Below are 17,441 nucleotides of genomic sequence, written 5' to 3'. Positions count from 1 at the left end.
ACCCATGGCAGCATAATTCAAGCCGAATGGCCTCCGGCAATCCCGGGGCGGTTCATTTCTTGCTGCCAGCGATCAGGTAAATCGCCTCAAGCCAAAGGTGCATCGCAACCTTGCTGTCCTCAATGATGGTGCCGATGTAAACGGTGAAGGGCTTGCGGCAGCGGTAGCACTTCCAAACGCTGACGCGGATTCTTTTGCCCTTCGGCTTGCCGACGCGATCAAGGCTGCCGCAATGCGGGCATACCCTCCGGGCCACATGCGCGCTTCAGCGTAGGCAAAGGCGGCTTCTTAGTTTCGGAAATGCGGGGCAGAAAGGGCAGACGACATGAGGTGAGTTCCAAGGGTGTGCTCACTCTTTGTTTTCAATTTAGGTACATAAAATTTAGTTGCGCCTCTTCAAAGGGGGGCCGGGAGTGGTGGTTCTCGGCAGGCACCGTACCAGCCTTATATCGCTTCGCGCAGCACCTCCCTGAGGCCGCTCGCCGCGATCAGAGCCTCTTGGCCCTGTGCCACGATCAGCCCGATCCGGCGGCGATAGTTGTAGTCCTTGAGCGGCACCGCCACCGTCCCCGGCCCGGCGAGCGATACCGGCCCCGTTGTCACTCCGGCGCCTGCCGCCACCAGCGAAAGGCAGCGGTCCTCGTTGGCGCTGCGCAAGGCAAAGTGCGGCCGCACCCCGCGCGCGGTGAAGAAGCGGCTGGTCTCGGCGAGGATCTCGCAGGATCGGCGCGCGATCATCGTCTCGTCCGCCAGTTCTTCGGGCAGAAGCAGCGGCTGCCCGGCCAAACGGTGTGCGGCGGGCAGGATCATCGCGTAGCCTTCCTCTCGCAGCAGTTCGCCTTCGTCCGCGCTGCGCAGCGTGGTGACGATGGCATCGAGTCGGTGCTCGGCAAGACGGCGGCGCAAGTCCGCATCGGGCGCATCGGTCAGCGTGAGCAGCGCCTTGCCCGCCGCCTCCCCGGCATAATGCGCCGCAATCGCCGCAGTGGTCCGCGTGGCGAGCGATGCCAGCACCCCCAGCCGCAGCGGCGGGGCAGGGGGCGGCGTTTCCAGAACACCGCGCTCGGCAAGGCTGAACTCGCGCTCGATCGCGCGGGCGTGGATGAGGAACCGGTTGCCCGCCTCGGTCAGCCGCAGCGCCCGCCGCTCGCGCAGGATCAGCGGCGTGCCGAGCGAGCGCTCCAGCTCGGCGATCCCCGCCGAAAGCGTCGGCTGCGAAACATGCAGCCTGGTCGCTGCCGCGGTGAACGAGCCGGTATCGACAAGCGCGATGAACTGGCGGACGAGGCGGCGGCTCAGCATAGGTTTTGCCTATACTACTGCCCGGCAAAATTCAATTTTTCCGAAGAGGCGCTTTCCCATAGACTGCCCCCGGGAATGAGGAGTCTGACCAGAAATGCGCGCCACGCCCGAGCTTGATTTCGCCCTGCCTGAAAGCGCCCTGATGATCCGCGAGGCAGCGGGCCGTTTCGCCGACGAGAAGATCGCGCCGCTTGCCGCCAAAGTGGATGCGCAGGACTGGTTCCCGCGCGATCTCTGGCCCGCGATGGGCGAGCTGGGCCTTCACGGCATTACCGTCGAGGAGGAATGGGGCGGGCTGGGCCTCGGCTATCTCGATCACGTGATCGCGGTCGAGGAAGTGAGCCGCGCCTCGGCTTCGGTCGGCCTCAGCTACGGCGCGCATTCCAACCTTTGCGTCAACCAGATCCGCCGTTGGGGGAATGACGAGCAGAAGGCCAAGTATCTGTCCAAATTGATTTCGGGCGAACACGTCGGCAGCCTTGCGATGTCGGAAGCGGGTGCTGGCTCGGATGTCGTCTCGATGAAGCTGCGCGCCGATGCGGTGCAGGGCGGCTTCCTCCTCAATGGCACCAAATTCTGGATCACCAACGCGGCCTATGCCGATACGCTGGTGGTCTATGCCAAGACCGCGCCCGAATCCGGCAGCCGGGGTATCACCGCGTTCCTGATCGAGAAGGACATGGCGGGGTTCAGTATCGGCCAGAAGATCGACAAGATGGGCATGCGCGGCTCGCCCACTGCAGAGCTCGTCTTCAACGATTGCTTCGTGCCGGAAGAGAACGTGATGGGCCCGCTTCACGGCGGTGTCGGCGTGCTGATGTCGGGCCTTGATTACGAGCGCGTGGTGCTCGCGGGCATCTCGCTCGGGATCATGCAGGCCTGCCTTGATACGGTCATCCCCTATGTCCGCGAGCGCAAGCAATTCGGCAAGCCGATCGGTGCGTTTCAGCTGATGCAGGGCAAAGTGGCGGACATGTATGTCGCGCTGCAATCGGCGCGGGCCTATACATACGCCGTGGCGCGCGCCGCGGATGCCGGGCAGACCACGCGCTTCGATGCGGCGGGCGTGATCCTGATGTCGAGCGAAAACGCCTTCCGCGTGGCGGGCGAGGCGGTGCAGGCACTGGGCGGCGCGGGCTATACCAAGGACTGGCCGGTGGAACGCTATCTGAGGGATGCCAAGCTGCTCGATATCGGCGCGGGGACGAACGAGATCCGCCGCATGCTGATCGGGCGCGAACTGATCGGGGCGGCGTGATGGGCAAGAAGATGACCCCTCCGTCAGCCGCTTCGCGCCTGCCACCTCCCCATTTGTGCTTCGCAAAAATGGGGAGGACCAAGACAGCTAAACCTTGTCGATCCTCTCCATTTTCACGAAGTGCAAATGGGGAGGTGGCGGCCCACAGGGCTGACGGAGGGGTATCCGGCGAAAGGGCACTGGTTGCATGAGCGCCCCCGTCCTTCCCACCAATCTCGACGTTTCCAGCCCCGAAGCGCAGGCCCGCGCCGCGCACAACCGTGCGCTCGCGGAAGAACTGCGCGCCCGTGTGGCCAAGGCCGCGCTAGGCGGTGATGAAAAGTCCCGCGCCCGCCATGTCGCGCGCGGCAAGCTGCTGCCGCGTGATCGGGTGGAGCGGCTGCTCGATCCGGGCTCGCCGCTTCTGGAACTCGGCCAGCTCGCGGCCAATGGCATGTATGGCGATGAAGTGCCCGGCGCCGGCATGATCACCGGCATCGGCCGCGTTTCGGGCCGACAATGCATGATCTTCGCCAACGACGCGACAGTGAAGGGCGGCACCTACTTCCCGATGACGGTGAAGAAGCACTTGCGCGCGCAGGAAATCGCTCGGGAAAATCGCCTGCCCTGCATCTATCTCGTCGACAGCGGCGGGGCGAACCTGCCCAACCAGTCCGAAGTCTTCCCCGATCGCGACCATTTCGGGCGGTTCTTCTTCAATCAGGCCAATATGAGCGCGCAAGGCATCCCGCAGATCGCCAGCGTGATGGGTAGCTGCACCGCGGGCGGCGCCTATGTGCCCGCCATGAGCGACGAGAGCGTGATCGTGCGCGAGCAGGGCACGATCTTCCTCGCGGGGCCGCCGCTGGTGAAGGCCGCGACGGGCGAGGAAATCAGCGCCGAGGCGCTTGGCGGCGGGGACCTCCACGCGCGCAAGTCCGGCGTGGTCGATCATCTGGCGGACAACGACGAACATGCGCTGACGATCGTGCGCGATATCGTCAGCCACCTCGGGACAAAAATAGGGACAGTCCCCATTTTTCAGACGCCGCGCCCGCCCAAGTATGACGCCGAGGACCTCTACAGCATCGTGCCCGAAGACGTGCGCGCGCCGTATGATGTGCACGAGGTGATCGCACGGATCGTCGACGGCAGCGAGTTTCACGAGTTCAAGGCGCTCTACGGCAGTACACTGGTCTGCGGCTTTGCGCATATCTGGGGCATGCCGGTGGCGATCCTTGCCAACAACGGCGTCCTCTTCAGCGAAAGCGCGCAGAAGGGCGCGCATTTCATCGAGCTTGCCTGCCAGCGGCGCATCCCGCTGCTGTTCCTGCAGAACATTTCGGGCTTCATGGTCGGCGGCAAGTATGAGGCCGAGGGCATTGCCAAGCATGGCGCCAAGCTGGTGACGGCCGTCGCCACCGCGCAAGTGCCCAAGCTGACGGTGCTGATCGGCGGCAGCTTCGGCGCGGGTAACTACGGCATGTGCGGCCGCGCCTACGATCCGCGCTTCCTCTTCACCTGGCCCAACGCGCGGATCAGCGTGATGGGCGGTGAGCAGGCGGCGAGCGTGCTGGCGACGGTCCACCGCGATGCGGAGAAGTGGACGCCGGAGGAAGCCGAAGCCTTCAAGGCCCCGATCCGGCAGAAGTATGAGGACGAGGGCAATCCCTATTACGCCACGGCGCGGCTGTGGGATGATGGGGTGATTGATCCGGTGCAGACAAGGGATGTGCTGGGGCTGGCTTTGGGCGTGTGTCTTGAGGCACCGATTGCGGAGGTGCCCCGGTTCGGGGTGTTCCGGATGTGATGCCCATGATCACCCTCCTCTCCGCCCTTGCGCTTGCCGCCCAGCCGCTCCCCAAGGCAGAGCGCCTGCCGCCGCCCGATTTCGGCGACAAGGAGATAACCGCCGTCGTTGATGCACTCCTCGCTACGCTCGAAACCGGCGATGCGCCGACGTTCCTCAAGCTCGTCTATCCCGAAGGCCGCGTCACCGGGCGCGGCACTTTTCCCGGCGGGGCGACGGGCCTGCGCAGCCGCAGCTTCACCGAATATGCCGCGCGGATGACGCCGGGCTCGGGCTTTATCGAGCGGATCACCAATCCTGTCATCGAGCAGGACGGCGATGTTGCGATGGTCTGGGCGCCGTTCACCATCACGATGGGCGGGAAGCTCGTCAGTTGCGGCTATGATCACTTCGATCTGGTGCGCGAAAATGGCGCGTGGAAGGTGATGAACCTTACCTTCTCCTCGCGCACGGAAGGGTGCGGCGCATGATCCGGTCTCTCCTCATTGCCAATCGCGGCGAGATTGCCTGCCGCATAATCCGCACCGCGCGCGCGATGGGCATTCGAACCGTGGCGGTCTATTCCGATGCCGATGCCAAGGCGCTTCATGTGCGGGCTGCGGACGAGGCGGTGCATATTGGCCCGTCCCCCGCGCGCGAAAGCTATCTGGTGGGCGAGAAGATCATCGCCGCCGCCAAGGCGACCGGTGCGGAGGCGATCCACCCCGGCTATGGCTTCCTTTCGGAAAACGCCGGGTTTGCGCAAGCCGTGATCGACGCTGGCCTCATCTGGGTCGGGCCGAAGCCTGCCAGCATCACCGCCATGGGCCTCAAGGACGCGGCCAAGCAGCTGATGGCGGCGGCGGGCGTGCCCGTCACCCCGGGCTATATGGGCGAGAACCAGGATCCGGCCTTCCTTGCGGAACGCGCTGCCGAGATCGGCTATCCGGTGCTGATCAAGGCCGTCGCGGGCGGGGGCGGCAAGGGGATGCGCAAGGTGGAGGCAGTGGCGGATTTTGCCGATGCGCTTGCTTCCTGCCAGCGCGAGGCGGCCGCCTCGTTCGGCAATGCGCATGTGCTGATCGAGAAGTACATCCAGCGCCCGCGCCATATCGAGGTGCAGGTCTTCGGCGATACGCATGGCAATGTGGTGCACCTGTTCGAGCGCGACTGCTCGCTCCAGCGCCGTCACCAGAAAGTGATCGAGGAAGCCCCCGCGCCGGGCATGGACGAAGCGACGCGCGAGGCGCTTTGCGCGGCGGCGGTGAAGGCGGCCAAGGCGGTCGATTATGTCGGTGCGGGCACGATCGAGTTCATCGCCGACGCTAGCGAGGGCCTGCGCGCGGACCGCATCTGGTTCATGGAAATGAACACGCGCCTGCAGGTGGAGCACCCCGTCACGGAGGAAATTACCGGCGTCGATCTGGTCGAATGGCAACTGCGCGTGGCGAGCGGGGAGCCGCTGCCGAAGCGGCAGGACGAGCTCAGCATCAACGGCTGGGCGATGGAAGCGCGGCTCTATGCGGAGGATCCGGGACGCGGGTTTTTGCCGAGCATTGGGCGGCTGGAGGTGTTGGACTTCTGCGGTGATGCGCGCATCGAAACGGGTGTCGAAGAAGGTTCGGATATCTCACCATTCTATGACCCGATGATCGCCAAACTCGTTACGCATGGGACTTCGCGCAATCAGGCAATTGATTTGCTTGTGGGTGAGCTTGAAGGCTCTGCGGTCTGGCCGGTCAGAACAAACCTGGGCTTCCTCGCAAGCTTGCTGCGTGATCCGCAATTTCGCGCGGCTGATCTTGATACCGGACTCATCGAGCGCAAGCAGGAAGTCTTGACGCAGCAACCCGAACTGAGCGACCGCGCGTTGAGCGATGCGTTGAACTGGTTCGTGCGCGACAGCACCGATTTCGACCGGAATGCGAAACCGTTTTTGGGTTTTCGTTTGAATCGTCCACGCCAAAGGGAATATCGGCTGGCCGTGAATGGCGAGGTGAAAGCATTCCAATATAGTCCGACACCCAAAGGCCAGTATTTCGAACACGGGTTCCGGGAAAGCAGCGAGCCGCACGCGCAGTTCGTTTCCATCGCTGCCCACATGCTCAAGATCACGCTCCCCCGTGTCGATGGCGGCGGTTCGCACCATGCCGGGGATGGCGCCATCCTCGCCCCCATGCCCGGCAAGGTCATCGCGGTGGACGTCTCGGCAGGCGACACCGTCACCAAGGGCCAGAAGCTGCTCGTGCTCGAAGCCATGAAGATGGAACACGCGCTCACCGCGCCGTTTGATGGCACGGTGGCGGAGCTGACCGTGGCGGTGGGCTCGCAAGTGCAGGTGGAAGCCTTGCTGGTGCGGGTGGAAAAGGCGGAATAACCGATTTCCGTTCGTGTCGAGCAAAGTCGAGACACCACACACCGCGCTTGGTGTCTCGACTTCGCTCGACACGAACGGTTTGGGGATGAAGGGATTGGGAAAATGGCCGGGCGCTACTTCGATGAATGGCAGGTGGGCGACAAGCTGACGCACGAAATCCGCCGCACCGTCACCGAGACCGACAACCTGCTGTTCTCGGTCATGACGCACAATCCCCAGCCGCTGCATATCGATGCCGAGGCCGCCCGGGCCAGCGAGTTCGGGCAGATCCTCGTCAACGGCACTTTCACGTTTGCGCTGATGGTGGGGCTCTCGGTAGGGGATACCACCGTGGGCACGCTCGTTGCCAATCTCGGCTACGACAAGCTGGTTATGCCGAAACCAGTGTTTCTGGGCGATACGCTGCGTGCGACCAGCGAGGTGGTGGAGCTGCGCGCCAGCAAGTCCCGCCCCGATGCAGGGGTCGTTACGTTTGCGCACGAGGCACTCAACCAGCGCGACGAAGTCGTCTGCCGGTGCCTGCGCATGGCCTTGCTGAAAAAGAAGCCCGCCTAGCTCGCCGCGAAGAGCAGGCGGCCGGGCCCCAGCGTCTCGAGCACTTCGCTAATCACCCGCGGGTTTACGGCAAAGCAGCCCTGACTGCGGCCGATGCGGCCTTGCACCGCGACGAGCGCGGGATCGACGTAGCTCGCCGCGTGGATCACGATGCCGCGCTCCAGTGCGCGGTCGTTCTCCGGGTCGAGCCCGATCAGGCGGCGCGAGCGGCCGTGGCGGCCATAATAGACTTCTCCCGTAACGAAGCTGCCGCAGGAGGAAGCGTCCGATCCGACGCGGTTGGAGAAGTGCTCTGCCCAGCCGCGGTTGGCCGGGTCCGAGCCCTTGCCATGAGCGACAAGGTGCGGGGCCGATGCCGTGCCGCCGGCGAGATCGACGATATGGAAGCGCGCTTCCTTCGAAGGCACGGAGAAATCGACAATGCCGATCCGGTCGCGGGCGGTGATCCACGCGCCGTGGCGATCGAGCGCGGCCAGCGCGCGCGGAACCAACGGCAGCACACCTGATGCGGCGATGCTGGCGCCGCCCTCTGCCGCTGCGGCGTCGGGCACGGGCACGGTACCCCAGAACGTACCGCCAGGAAGCTCGGCCTCCTGCGCATGCGCGCGCCCATGCGGCAGCACGAACGCGGCGGCGGTGGTTCCGGCAATGGCGCCGAGGAACTGGCGCCGTTTGATATCCATTGTTGTTGTCGACCCTGTTGATGTGGGCGGTCCTACTTGCAGCTAAGGCAGGCATTGGTTGATGATCCAAGCCCCGAAACGGCCGTGTTGCGACGAAGCGTGGCCTGCGTGCCACTGGCCGTTGTCAGCGCGGCGCAAAGGGCTCGCGGGGCACTGCCATCACCGGCACCGCGTCTTTCGCCAAACCTCCGTCACTGAGGATATATCGAAAGATAATGTCTTAACGCAGACTGACTGGCGCGCTGTGAAGACTAGATATTTCGTGTATTATATATTCTCGGGGATTTTACGCCACAGTATTGCGAACATCCCGGAAAAACGCGGATATTTGGTTACGCACCGTGTAAAAATGTCAAAAAAATGTCATTTCACATGCCTAGAGCGGCCTTATCCGGGACCAGGTCCCCCTATCCGAGGTTAGCCATGTCTTTCACATATACCCTTCGCACCGGCCTGCTGGCCGGGGTGGGCGCAGCCGCGCTCGTCGTGACTCCCGCCTTCGCCGCTGCGGCTCCACAGGCCGCCGAAGCCGCGCCTGCGCCTGCGCCTGCCGCCGGTCTGCCGGACGGCGTTCCCATCGAGGAAATCGTCGTCACCGCCACCAAGCGTGAAACCAACCTCCAGAAAACCCCGATCTCGATTTCGGTGGTCGGCGCCGCCGACGTCAAGAACCGCCACGTACAGAGCCTGATCGACCTCGCCGATGGCGCCGTGCCGAGCTTGCGCGTCGCCACATTCGAAGCGCGCCAGTCCGCGCTCACCATTGGCCTGCGCGGCATTGTCCCGGGCGATGCCAACCAGCCCGCGCGCGAGCAGGGCGTCGGCGTCTATCTCGACGGCGTCTATCTCGGCCGCCAGCACGGCCTCAATGCGGGCCTGTTCGATATCGAGCGCATCGAAGTGCTCAAGGGCCCGCAGGGCACGCTGTTTGGCCGCAACACCGAAGGCGGCGCGCTGAGCATGGTGCTGAAGGCCCCCACCGGTGAATTCGGTGGCCGCGCCACGGCGGGCTTTGGCAACTACGGTTCCTATACCGGCCAGGTCCACCTCGATCTCCCCGCGATCAACACCGGTCTCGGCAGCCTCGCGTTCAAGCTCGACGGTGTGATCATGCATCAGGACGCGACGACGAAGAACCCGCTGGCAGGCCAGGTCGGATGGAACCAGTTCCACCGCTACGGCGGCCGCGTCGCCGCGCGCTGGAAGCCGGTCGATGGCCTCACCGTCGATCTCGCATTCGACAAGAGCCGCGACGAGAACACTCCGTTCTACAGCCAGCTGCTGAACTACAACCCGCTCGGCAAGCCGGTCGGCACGGTCTACGACAGCACCAAGAAGGCCTGGTATACCGACAGCACGCTCACCACCAAGGGCATCGCCCCGCTGCCGGGCATGGTGAAGTACGGCTTCGACCGGCTTGATGTCGCCGATATCGGCGTGCCGCAGCAGGTCTCGATCGACAAGACGCAAGGGTTCAGCTCGACCATCAAGTACAAGGTCAGCCCCTCGCTCGAGCTGCGCTCGATCACCGCTTGGCGCACCGTGAGCGATGCCCAGTGGGACAATTCCGGCGGCGCGCACCGCACCCCGGTCTACGTGCCGAACGCCAACTTCAGCCGCTACAGCCTTGCCACGCTCGACCAGCGCCAGTTCAGCACCGAACTGCAGGCGGTGGGTTCGATCTCGAACATCGATTACGTGCTCGGTCTCTACTACTTCAGCGAGCGCGCCAACGACGCGGCGCGGACGCCGAACACCAACAAGTGGGTCTCCGATCCGGTGACGCAGCTTGCCACCGGCTACACGATCAATGACCCCAGCCAGTATCCGCTTGCGCCCACCGCGCGCGCCAGTATTGCCTATGCCAAGAGCTATGCCGCTTACGGCCAGGCAACCTGGACGCCGATCAGCCCGCTGCACCTTACGCTTGGCGGGCGCTACACCTCGGACCGCAAGAATGGCTCGCTGTTCACGGTCAACGGTGCGGCGACCGACTTCACCTTCAAGCAGAACAACGATCGCTTCGATCCGCTGGCGGTCATTGCCTACGACGTGGCGCCGGGCGTCAACGCATATGTCAAGTACGCCACCGGCTACCGCGCCGGTGGTGCCAGCTCGCGCAGCCTCAACTACCGCGCGTTCGGGCCGGAAGAGGTGAAGTCCTACGAACTGGGCCTCAAGACCGAGCTGTTCGACCGCAAGGTCCGCTTCAACCTCGCGGGCTACATCATGGACCGCAACAACAGCCAGGTCGATTTCAACTTCTTCGTGCCGCAGCCTGATGGCACCGTGCGCAACACGCTGGAAACCGTGAACGCGCTCGGCACCACCAAGATCCGCGGTGTGGAAGCAGACCTCAGCGTGCGCCCGGTCGATGGCCTCGCGCTCGGCCTGTCCTATGTCTACACCCACACCAAGGTGCCGCCGGCGCGGAACACGGTGCAGGAACAGCTCAACCAGCAGATCGATCCGACCAACACCGCGCAGGTGTTCCAGGATGTCTACATCGTCTACACGCCCGAGAACGCGCTTTCGGGCACGATCGACTACGACTACCCGATCGGCGGCGCCGGGACGACGCTCAAGCTGCACCTCGACGCCAACTACGCCGACGCGGCCTACACCTTCGACAACGAGCCGGTGAAGGCGGACAAGACCTTCGTCGTGAATGGCCGTATCGCTCTTGCCGATATTCGGATGAGCGACGCGGGCCAGAAGCTCACGATCTCGGGCTGGGCACGCAACCTGCTCAACAACAGCTTCGTCTATCGCCGCTCGAACGCGAACGAGGCGGTGCTGGGCGACTACGGCAACTTCAATGCGCCGCGCACCTACGGCATTGAGGCGACGATCAACTTCTGATCGCATTGCCCTGTCACAAAGACGGCGGCCGGGTCTTGTAACCGGCCGCCGCTTTTTTGTGCGCCTGCCGCGCGCTCAGCGGCGGTCGAAGCCAATCCTCCCCGCGCCGAAGGCCGCAACCTGCAGCAGGCCGCCGGCCATGGCGATGTTCTTGAAGAAGTGGACGAACTGGTTCTGGTCCGCGAGGTTCGCGTGGAAGCCGAGCGCGGCGACGACGCTGAAGCCTGCCAGCATCAGCGCCACGAAGCGCGTGCGAAAGCCCGCGATCAGTGCAAGGCCGCCGCCCACCTCGATCAGCGCGGCCGCAACCAGCGCGGCAGGAGCGAAGGGCAGGCCTGCGCTGGCGATATAGCCGATCGTGGCGGCGGGATTGGCGATCTTGTTGAGGCCGCTCATCACGAAGATCGCGGCAATCAGCACACGGCCAGTGACGGCGAGCAGGTTCTGCGCGGTGGCGGGTGAGGTGGGGGCGGCGGCGGTTGCAGTGGTGGTGGTCATGGCGTCTATCCTTTGTGTTCCGTGGCGAGCCGGGCGAGGGACCGTCGGGTCTTGCTGGGAGCGGGATAGACGCTGTGGTTCATCCGTAAAATCCGGATAAGATGAAACCATACATTCGATTTTATCGAATATCGCGGCGGACGCGCCAGTCAGGCCGCCGGGCGCTGGGTGCGAAAATCGGCGGGGATGGGGCAGTCGGTGCAGACGCTGTCGTCGCACAGACGGCACAGTGTGCAGCGCTCCAGATCGGTGTTCGGCAGGCCCGCCAGCATCTTGTGAAGCAGCCCTGCGAGTGCGTCCTGCTCTGCGCTCGTGAGCGGCGCGAGCAGGGGCTTGATCGCGGCGAGGCGGCCCTTGAGCAGCGTCTCGCGCAGGGCGCTGCCTTCAGGCGTAAGGTACAGCGCAATGGCCCGGCGGTCCTGCCCCGGCCGACGCTCGACAAGGCCATCGGCCACAAGACGGTCAACAAGCCGCACCGAGCCGGGGTGCGAAAGGCCAAGAGTACGGCGGAGCTGATCGTTGGAGGGGCCAAGACCGTAGCCGATGACTACCAGCGCGGCGGGTGTTTCGCCGGAACGGCGCAGGATGTCGCGTGCCGCTTCGCCGATGCGGTCGGCAACAGCTAGCCCCACGACGCCGAGAAGGTTGGCAGTCCGGTCAATCATGCAAAGGATGATATGTGCGCAGCGCACAAATTTCAACTTGACGATTATGTGCGCGCCGCACATATTTTCGGCCAGGCGACCCGACCTTTCCGAGACTCGCCATGGAGAGTGCCATGAAGCCCCAGACCCGGACCTCGCTCACACCCGAACACGCCGATTTCTACGCGCGCTTCCAGTCCTTCTGGCTTGCCCCTTCGGGCCCACGCGTGGCGGAACTGATCGCGCCGGAGGCCACCGTCCATTTTACCGGCATCGGCACGTTCTCTGGCGCCGAATACATCGACGTCATGTCCGGAATTCTGGGCTCGATGGTCGAATTCAGGCTTACGCCGCTCGATTGTGCGGGCGAGGGCGACATTCTTTATATATTCTGGCGGGCCTCCGCACAGATCGGTGATGAAACCCGGATCTGGCAAGGGGTCGACCGCATGCACATCGCGGGAGGCCTGGCGATCGAGGAGCACGTGATCTTCGATTCCGCCGTGCTCACGCCTGCAAGCTGACGTAGCAACGCCTGGCCGCCGCGCGCCTCAGGCCGCGCGGCGCGGGCCGGGCCTGGTATTGTTGTCGCGCACCAGGCGCTCGTAAGTCGCGAAGAGTTCCGCGAAATGGTCGTCCATCGTGCGGGGCGGGGGGATGTCCGCGCGCGGGCCGTCCAGCCCGGTTTCGCGGGCGATGCAGTATTCGACGATTGTTTCGGCTGCCGCCGCTGCATTGGCGGATTCGTAGATCCATCCGCCTGAAGCGCGCGCCTGGTCTGCAGCGCCGCCTTCGTCCGGCGCGATCAGCGGCAGGCCGCTGGCCCGCGCTTCGGCGGCGACCATGCAGAAGGTCTCCGCCTCGCAGCCGTGCACCAGCGCGTCGGCGCTCGCCATCACGCGGGCAAGCTCGGCGCGATCGGTGATCGGGGCGAGGATGCGGATATGCGGGTTGCCCGCGATGCGCTTCTCGATGTTCTTGTGGTCTCGGCCTTGACCGGCGAGGACCAGCCCGACCGGACGGCGCGTGCCGGCGGCAGTGACTGCATCGACCAGCATCGGCCAGCGCTTTTCCGGCGCGAAGCGGCCCACGCCCATCAGCAACGTTGCGTCTTCGGGCAGTTCGCAAAGCTCGAGCAGACCCTTGCGCAAGCGCGCGTCACGCGAGGCGGGCGAGAACACACCCGGATCGACGCCCATCGGATTGGTGGTGACACCCGCGAGCCCGCCTTTGGTGAGCCGGTCCGAAAGCCCCTGACTTGCGCTCACGATCATGTCGAATTGCGTATCGAGCTTGCGCAAGTGGCGCCAGTAGCGGTCGAACGCCTTGTCGATCACCGGGCGCGGCGCCACGCCGTCGAACCAACGGTAGGCATAGGCGGAGAGCGGATCGGCGTGCATGATCAGCGCGCGCGGCGCTGGCCCCGGCCATTCGCCGACCAGGCTCGCGCTGCGCCAGGGCGAGGAGGCCTCGACCATATCGGGCGCCTCGCGGTCGAGCGCTTCGTAAAGCGCAGGCACGTCGTTGAAATAGCGGTAATTGAAGTCGAGCGGGAAGACCGTGCTTTTCAGCCAGACGATCCGGGCGTTGGGCCCGCGCTCTTCCACGCGGGTTTCCTCGCCCGGCGCGATGACCACGACCTCGTGGCCCATTGCCGAGCCAGCCTTGAGCTTGCGATCAACGTAAGTGCGGACACCGCCGCCCTTGGGCGCGTAAAAAGCGCAGACATCGACGAGCTTCATCACGACCTCTTGAGCGGCCCGAACGAGAACAGGCCGGTACGGTAATTCATGACAATGCGCAATGTGGTAAGACCGCCCCCCGCATTGACCGCAACCGATGCCGCCCGCGGCTTGGACCAGCCGAGCTTGGGATTGGCGGAAAAACCAAAGCCGTCGTGGCTGAGGCTGAACTTGCGGTCGGCATTGCGATCATGCAGCACGGTGACGGCATAGGTTCCCGGCCCGGGCAGGCGCACGCACAGGCGCGGCGTCGGTTCGGACGGCACCGCCACTTCGACGCGGCGGAACGTCTTGCCAGCCATCACGAGCACGTTGTCATCGGCCAGGAAATCCGCGTCGTTGGCCGGATACACCTCAAGCTTGAGTTTGCCGGCGCGGTCCTTGAGGCCGATCAGATCGACAAGGAGTGCCGGACCGCTCTCGCCCGGGCGGCATTGGCCCTCGGCCTTGCCGAGGTCGGGACTGGATGGGATCGGTGCCGCTGCCGTAAGCAGCGCAAATGCACCGCCAAGGAAGATGACCCTATTCAAGCGTTCTTCTCCTTCTGCACCAGATCAAGCAGCATCAAACCAATGAACAACACTACATGGGTTGCCACGATGAGAAGCGATATCATGGCAATCATGTCGCTTGTCTGAACCTGACTGCCGACGAGCAGCGTAGAGATTCCGGCAAACGCAATGTCTTTATTGGGAATGAGCGGCAGGCGGGACAAGAGGAGCCGAACAGTTGCAAACAGAAGCCACGAACCCATGCCAACGCTCGGCAGGATGAGGTGCCAGGCCAGAGCCGAAAGGCCGGTATTGGCGACGATGCGCAAGGTGTGGACGACGAACACGAAGCCGAGATCGGCCTTGGGAAGGCTGAGCAGGCCGTTGCGGAAGAACATGATGACCAGCGAGGTGACCAGCACTACGCCGATCGAGGTGGCCAGCACGTGGCCATCGGCGGAGCCGCCCCCGCCGAGCCCAAGCTTGCTGATGATCGGCCAGGTGAAGATCAGCAGCAGCACGGTCATGATATTGCCCGCAAGCGCCGAAAGGATCGCCACGTCCTTGACCGCGCCGAATGGCGAGCCTTCCATCTTCACATGGCGGCGCGCCCAGTCGTAGAAATAGACCTCGCCGACGTAGCCCAGCAGCAATTCGTTGCCGATCAGCTTCTTCAGCAGCGGGAAAATGCCCGAAAGCGGAATGCCCCAAAGTTTGCGGAAGATGATCCAGTCCGCCACCGGCCCCGCGAAATAGCTCGCGGCGAGCACCAGCCAGATCCATGGGCTCGTCGGCACGATCGACCAGACTTGGCCCCAGTCGATCTTGCGCAGTTGCCACAGCACCGCGACAAGAATGGCGAGCGAGATCGCCGGACCCACCCAGCCGCTCCACTTGCGCAGGCTGCTTTCGAGTGGCGCTGTGCTCGGCAGCGCCGTGGGCAGCATGCTGGGCAGCTCTGGAGACAGGGCAGCTTCGGTCAGGGCTTCGGGAGGAACCATTGCGGAAATATCCTTCGGTGGGCCCGCATCGCCATCGGGGTTAAGCACGGGCGAGGCCCTCCATCAGCGCGCGATAGCGATGCGAAGCTATCTCCACGGTGAACCGCCGTGCTTGCTCGCGTGCCTCGCGCTCGTCAAATTGCAACTTGGCAATGCTCGCCATGGCTGCGGCAAGCGCGGCGGCATCGCCCACCGGCACCAGCGTGCCGAAGCGGCCATTCCCCAGCATGTCGTCCATGCTCACGCTGCAGCGCGTGGCGACTACGGGCAGGCCGGCAGCGAGCGCTTCGGCCACGACTGCGGGAACCCCTTCATAATCCGAGGAAAGTACCAGCGCATCGGCTGCGGCAAGTTCGCTGTCGAGCGGACTGACATGCCCCGGCAGGCGCACCTTGCCGGCAAGGCCCAGCCGCGCGATCTGCCCCTCGAGCAGGCGGCGCGCGGACCCTTCGCCAATGATGGACAAATGGTCATCCGGCCCTGCCATGCGCGCGAATGCATCGAGCAGCAGGCCGAAATTCTTCTGCGCCGCGAGCCGCCCGATGGCGAGGAAGCGCCGTCCTGGCCCGCGCGGTGCGGCGAGTGCGGCGGCGCGCGCGGCGGCAAGGCGCTGGATATCGGCCTCGCCCAGCGAGGGATCATCTATCACCGCAATCCGCGCGCCCGGCGCCCCCATCAGCGCGGCGATCTCCGCGCGCATCGGCGGCGCCATGCCCACCAGGCGGTCGAGCATGCGGCCCTGAATGCGCAGCCACGCGCGGTAGAACGGCCGCGCCGGGGCGGGCAAATCGGCGCGTGTCAGGTCGTTGCTGATCTTGGCCGCGACCGGCGGGCAGGCCTTACCAAGCAGCAGCCGCATCATCACCGCGACGATCGTGTAGGAATTGCCCGCGCAAAACAGCACATCGGGCCGGATGCGGCGGATCGCACGGGGCAGGTGGAGGATCATCCACAGCGTTTCCCAATGCGCGCTCGGAATGCTTTCAGGGCCCAGCACTTCGGGCTCGAGCCCCGGCCATTCGCGCTTCATCGCGCCTGCCGTGCGTCCCATCACCAGCCGCGCGTCGAGCCCCTGCGCCGCCCAGGCAGCATGAAGCCGCAGCGCCACGCGCTCCACGCCGCCAGGCTCGAAGCTGTGGAGGAACGTGAGGATGCGCAAGGGCCGCTGCCCCGCCGCCGCTTCGGGCACGGGCGCGGCAACAGCCAGCGCGGCGGAGGGCGCGTTCACGCCGCCTCTCCGGCCAGCGCGGCGTAACGCGAAGGCGTGTGCGTGCGCACGAAGCGCGCGAGGGTGCGGTCGATGCTGCCGAGCAATGCGGGGACCGTGGTGTCGCCGGGATGCACCGCAACGCGGATCGTGCGGGTGAAGGGGAGGGCGGCCCGGCCCAGCGCTGCGGCAAACAGCGAGCTGGCTATGCGCGCCTTGCTGCGGCTCGCCCACGTGATCACCGGCCCCTTGGCGAGCACTTCCCCGCTTGCCGGGCGCCAGACTTTCATGTGATCCTCGGCAAGAGCGAAGCCCAGTTCGCGCATCGCCGCATGTGCGCCTTCGCCGTAGAGCCAGGCGGGGGCAATGAACCCCGCCACCGGCCGCCCGATCACATCCTCCACCAGCGCGCGCCCGTCGCGCATCCGCGCCAGCGCTTCCGCCTGCGGCAGGTTGAGGAACTCGCCCTCGCCTGCGGTCATGTGCTTGCCCTTGATCGCGGCAAGCCCTTCTGTGGCGGGTGTCTCGTCCTTGTGGCTCCAGCCATGGAGGAACATCTCGATCCCCTGATCGGCCCAATCGCGCAGACGGCGGCCGAAAGCGGCGTTTCCGGCCAGCGGCGAGGCGCGCCAGTGATCGGGAATGACCAGCATGGCAAACTTCGCCTCGCCCACGTGGCGCGCGAGCCGCTCGGCCAGAAGGTCGACCTCGCGTTCGAAGCGCGGGGACACGTCATGGATCGAGACGAGCAGGCTGCGCTTGGGCAGGCGCCTTCCGGTGCCGGACGAGAGGGGCTCTGCCGAAGTCATGCGCGCGCCGGTATCATCACATGCTGCACTGCCGCAAGCTGCACCTGCCGGTGGCGCGCGGGCAGAGGCACAGAACGCAGTCGTGACATGGCGACGTTGATCTCCGGCGCGGGCCTGTGCGGGCTGCCTTCCTGCGCGCACATGGCAATCGGCAGGGTGATCTGCAAGCGGGGATGCGGCCAAACTATGGCGGGATCGGCGCTGCCCCCGATCTTGCGACGGGCTGGCGCAGAGACGCGACCAG

Annotated in this window: 17 protein-coding genes; 7 read left to right on the top strand and 10 right to left on the bottom strand. The window is 65.0% G+C overall.

Annotated elements, in window-relative coordinates; all coding sequences use genetic code 11:
* Positions 1 to 444: 444 nt before the first annotated feature.
* A complete protein-coding gene (locus tag WCL10_RS05425; protein ID WP_336894606.1) occupies positions 445 to 1,302 on the bottom strand; it encodes a LysR family transcriptional regulator in 858 nt (285 codons plus the stop codon).
* A gap of 94 nt (positions 1,303 to 1,396) precedes the next feature.
* Between WCL10_RS05425 and WCL10_RS05420 the strand changes: the two genes are divergently transcribed.
* The 5 genes from WCL10_RS05420 to WCL10_RS05400 all read left to right on the top strand — a co-directional run bounded on the left by WCL10_RS05420 (position 1,397) and on the right by WCL10_RS05400 (position 7,260).
* Positions 1,397 to 2,560, top strand: coding sequence for an isovaleryl-CoA dehydrogenase (locus WCL10_RS05420; RefSeq protein WP_336894605.1), 1,164 nt, complete (start codon positions 1,397 to 1,399; stop codon positions 2,558 to 2,560).
* A gap of 187 nt (positions 2,561 to 2,747) precedes the next feature.
* Complete coding sequence (locus WCL10_RS05415) at positions 2,748 to 4,349, top strand: carboxyl transferase domain-containing protein (protein ID WP_336894604.1); 1,602 nt, start codon at positions 2,748 to 2,750, stop codon at positions 4,347 to 4,349.
* Positions 4,349 to 4,819, top strand: coding sequence for a nuclear transport factor 2 family protein (locus tag WCL10_RS05410; protein ID WP_336894603.1), 471 nt, complete (start codon positions 4,349 to 4,351; stop codon positions 4,817 to 4,819). The genes WCL10_RS05415 and WCL10_RS05410 overlap by 1 nt, the downstream gene beginning before the upstream one ends.
* Positions 4,816 to 6,705 (top strand): acetyl/propionyl/methylcrotonyl-CoA carboxylase subunit alpha, encoded by a 1,890-nt coding sequence (locus WCL10_RS05405; RefSeq protein ID WP_336894602.1) that lies wholly within the window; start codon positions 4,816 to 4,818, stop codon positions 6,703 to 6,705. The genes WCL10_RS05410 and WCL10_RS05405 overlap by 4 nt, the downstream gene beginning before the upstream one ends.
* Positions 6,706 to 6,807: 102 nt before the next feature.
* Complete coding sequence (locus tag WCL10_RS05400; RefSeq protein WP_336894601.1) at positions 6,808 to 7,260, top strand: MaoC family dehydratase; 453 nt, start codon at positions 6,808 to 6,810, stop codon at positions 7,258 to 7,260.
* Here the strand turns inward: WCL10_RS05400 and WCL10_RS05395 are convergent.
* A complete protein-coding gene (locus tag WCL10_RS05395; RefSeq protein ID WP_336894600.1) occupies positions 7,257 to 7,943 on the bottom strand; it encodes a murein L,D-transpeptidase catalytic domain family protein in 687 nt (228 codons plus the stop codon). The two genes, WCL10_RS05400 and WCL10_RS05395, sit on opposite strands and share 4 nt — an antisense overlap.
* 423 nt (positions 7,944 to 8,366) lie before the next feature.
* Between WCL10_RS05395 and WCL10_RS05390 the strand changes: the two genes are divergently transcribed.
* Positions 8,367 to 10,805, top strand: a complete 2,439-nt coding sequence (locus WCL10_RS05390; protein WP_336894599.1) for a TonB-dependent receptor — start codon at positions 8,367 to 8,369, stop codon at positions 10,803 to 10,805.
* Between the two features lie 75 nt (positions 10,806 to 10,880).
* Here WCL10_RS05390 and WCL10_RS05385 read toward each other — a convergent pair whose 3' ends face one another.
* Together WCL10_RS05385 and WCL10_RS05380 are read right to left on the bottom strand one after the other, a co-directional pair.
* Positions 10,881 to 11,303, bottom strand: coding sequence for a DoxX family protein (locus WCL10_RS05385; protein ID WP_336894598.1), 423 nt, complete (start codon positions 11,301 to 11,303; stop codon positions 10,881 to 10,883).
* Positions 11,304 to 11,452: 149 nt separating this feature from the next.
* Complete coding sequence (locus tag WCL10_RS05380; RefSeq protein ID WP_336894597.1) at positions 11,453 to 11,968, bottom strand: MarR family transcriptional regulator; 516 nt, start codon at positions 11,966 to 11,968, stop codon at positions 11,453 to 11,455.
* Between the two features lie 113 nt (positions 11,969 to 12,081).
* Here WCL10_RS05380 and WCL10_RS05375 point away from each other — a divergent pair, with 113 nt between their 5' ends.
* Positions 12,082 to 12,471, top strand: a complete 390-nt coding sequence (locus WCL10_RS05375) for a nuclear transport factor 2 family protein (RefSeq protein ID WP_336894596.1) — start codon at positions 12,082 to 12,084, stop codon at positions 12,469 to 12,471.
* Positions 12,472 to 12,498: 27 nt separating this feature from the next.
* On the opposite strand, the gene WCL10_RS05370 is transcribed toward WCL10_RS05375, so the two are convergent.
* Genes WCL10_RS05370 through WCL10_RS05345 form a run of 6 tightly spaced genes read right to left on the bottom strand, consistent with a single transcriptional unit; the run spans position 12,499 to position 17,364 of the window.
* On the bottom strand, positions 12,499 to 13,689 hold the full coding sequence (locus tag WCL10_RS05370; RefSeq protein WP_336894595.1) for a glycosyltransferase: 1,191 nt from the start codon (positions 13,687 to 13,689) through the stop codon (positions 12,499 to 12,501).
* Positions 13,689 to 14,219 (bottom strand): DUF2141 domain-containing protein, encoded by a 531-nt coding sequence (locus WCL10_RS05365; protein WP_336894594.1) that lies wholly within the window; start codon positions 14,217 to 14,219, stop codon positions 13,689 to 13,691. The genes WCL10_RS05370 and WCL10_RS05365 overlap by 1 nt, the downstream gene beginning before the upstream one ends.
* A complete protein-coding gene (locus WCL10_RS05360; protein ID WP_336894593.1) occupies positions 14,216 to 15,181 on the bottom strand; it encodes a hypothetical protein in 966 nt (321 codons plus the stop codon). The genes WCL10_RS05365 and WCL10_RS05360 overlap by 4 nt, the downstream gene beginning before the upstream one ends.
* A gap of 40 nt (positions 15,182 to 15,221) precedes the next feature.
* The gene (locus WCL10_RS05355) at positions 15,222 to 16,409 is read right to left on the bottom strand and encodes a glycosyltransferase (protein WP_336894592.1); all 1,188 of its coding nucleotides are present in this window, start codon (positions 16,407 to 16,409) and stop codon (positions 15,222 to 15,224) included.
* The gene (locus WCL10_RS05350) at positions 16,406 to 17,197 is read right to left on the bottom strand and encodes a polysaccharide deacetylase family protein (RefSeq protein WP_336894591.1); all 792 of its coding nucleotides are present in this window, start codon (positions 17,195 to 17,197) and stop codon (positions 16,406 to 16,408) included. Before WCL10_RS05350 ends, WCL10_RS05355 begins: the two co-directional genes overlap by 4 nt.
* Positions 17,194 to 17,364 (bottom strand): hypothetical protein, encoded by a 171-nt coding sequence (locus WCL10_RS05345; protein ID WP_336894590.1) that lies wholly within the window; start codon positions 17,362 to 17,364, stop codon positions 17,194 to 17,196. Before WCL10_RS05345 ends, WCL10_RS05350 begins: the two co-directional genes overlap by 4 nt.
* Positions 17,365 to 17,441 lie beyond the last annotated feature (77 nt).

Origin of the sequence: Novosphingobium sp., assembly GCF_037133355.1 — a bacterium.
Classification (GTDB): Bacteria; Pseudomonadota; Alphaproteobacteria; order Sphingomonadales; family Sphingomonadaceae; genus Novosphingobium.
The sequence above is the reverse complement of the archived record's forward strand: the minus strand, read 5'-3'. Positions and strand labels throughout refer to the sequence as shown.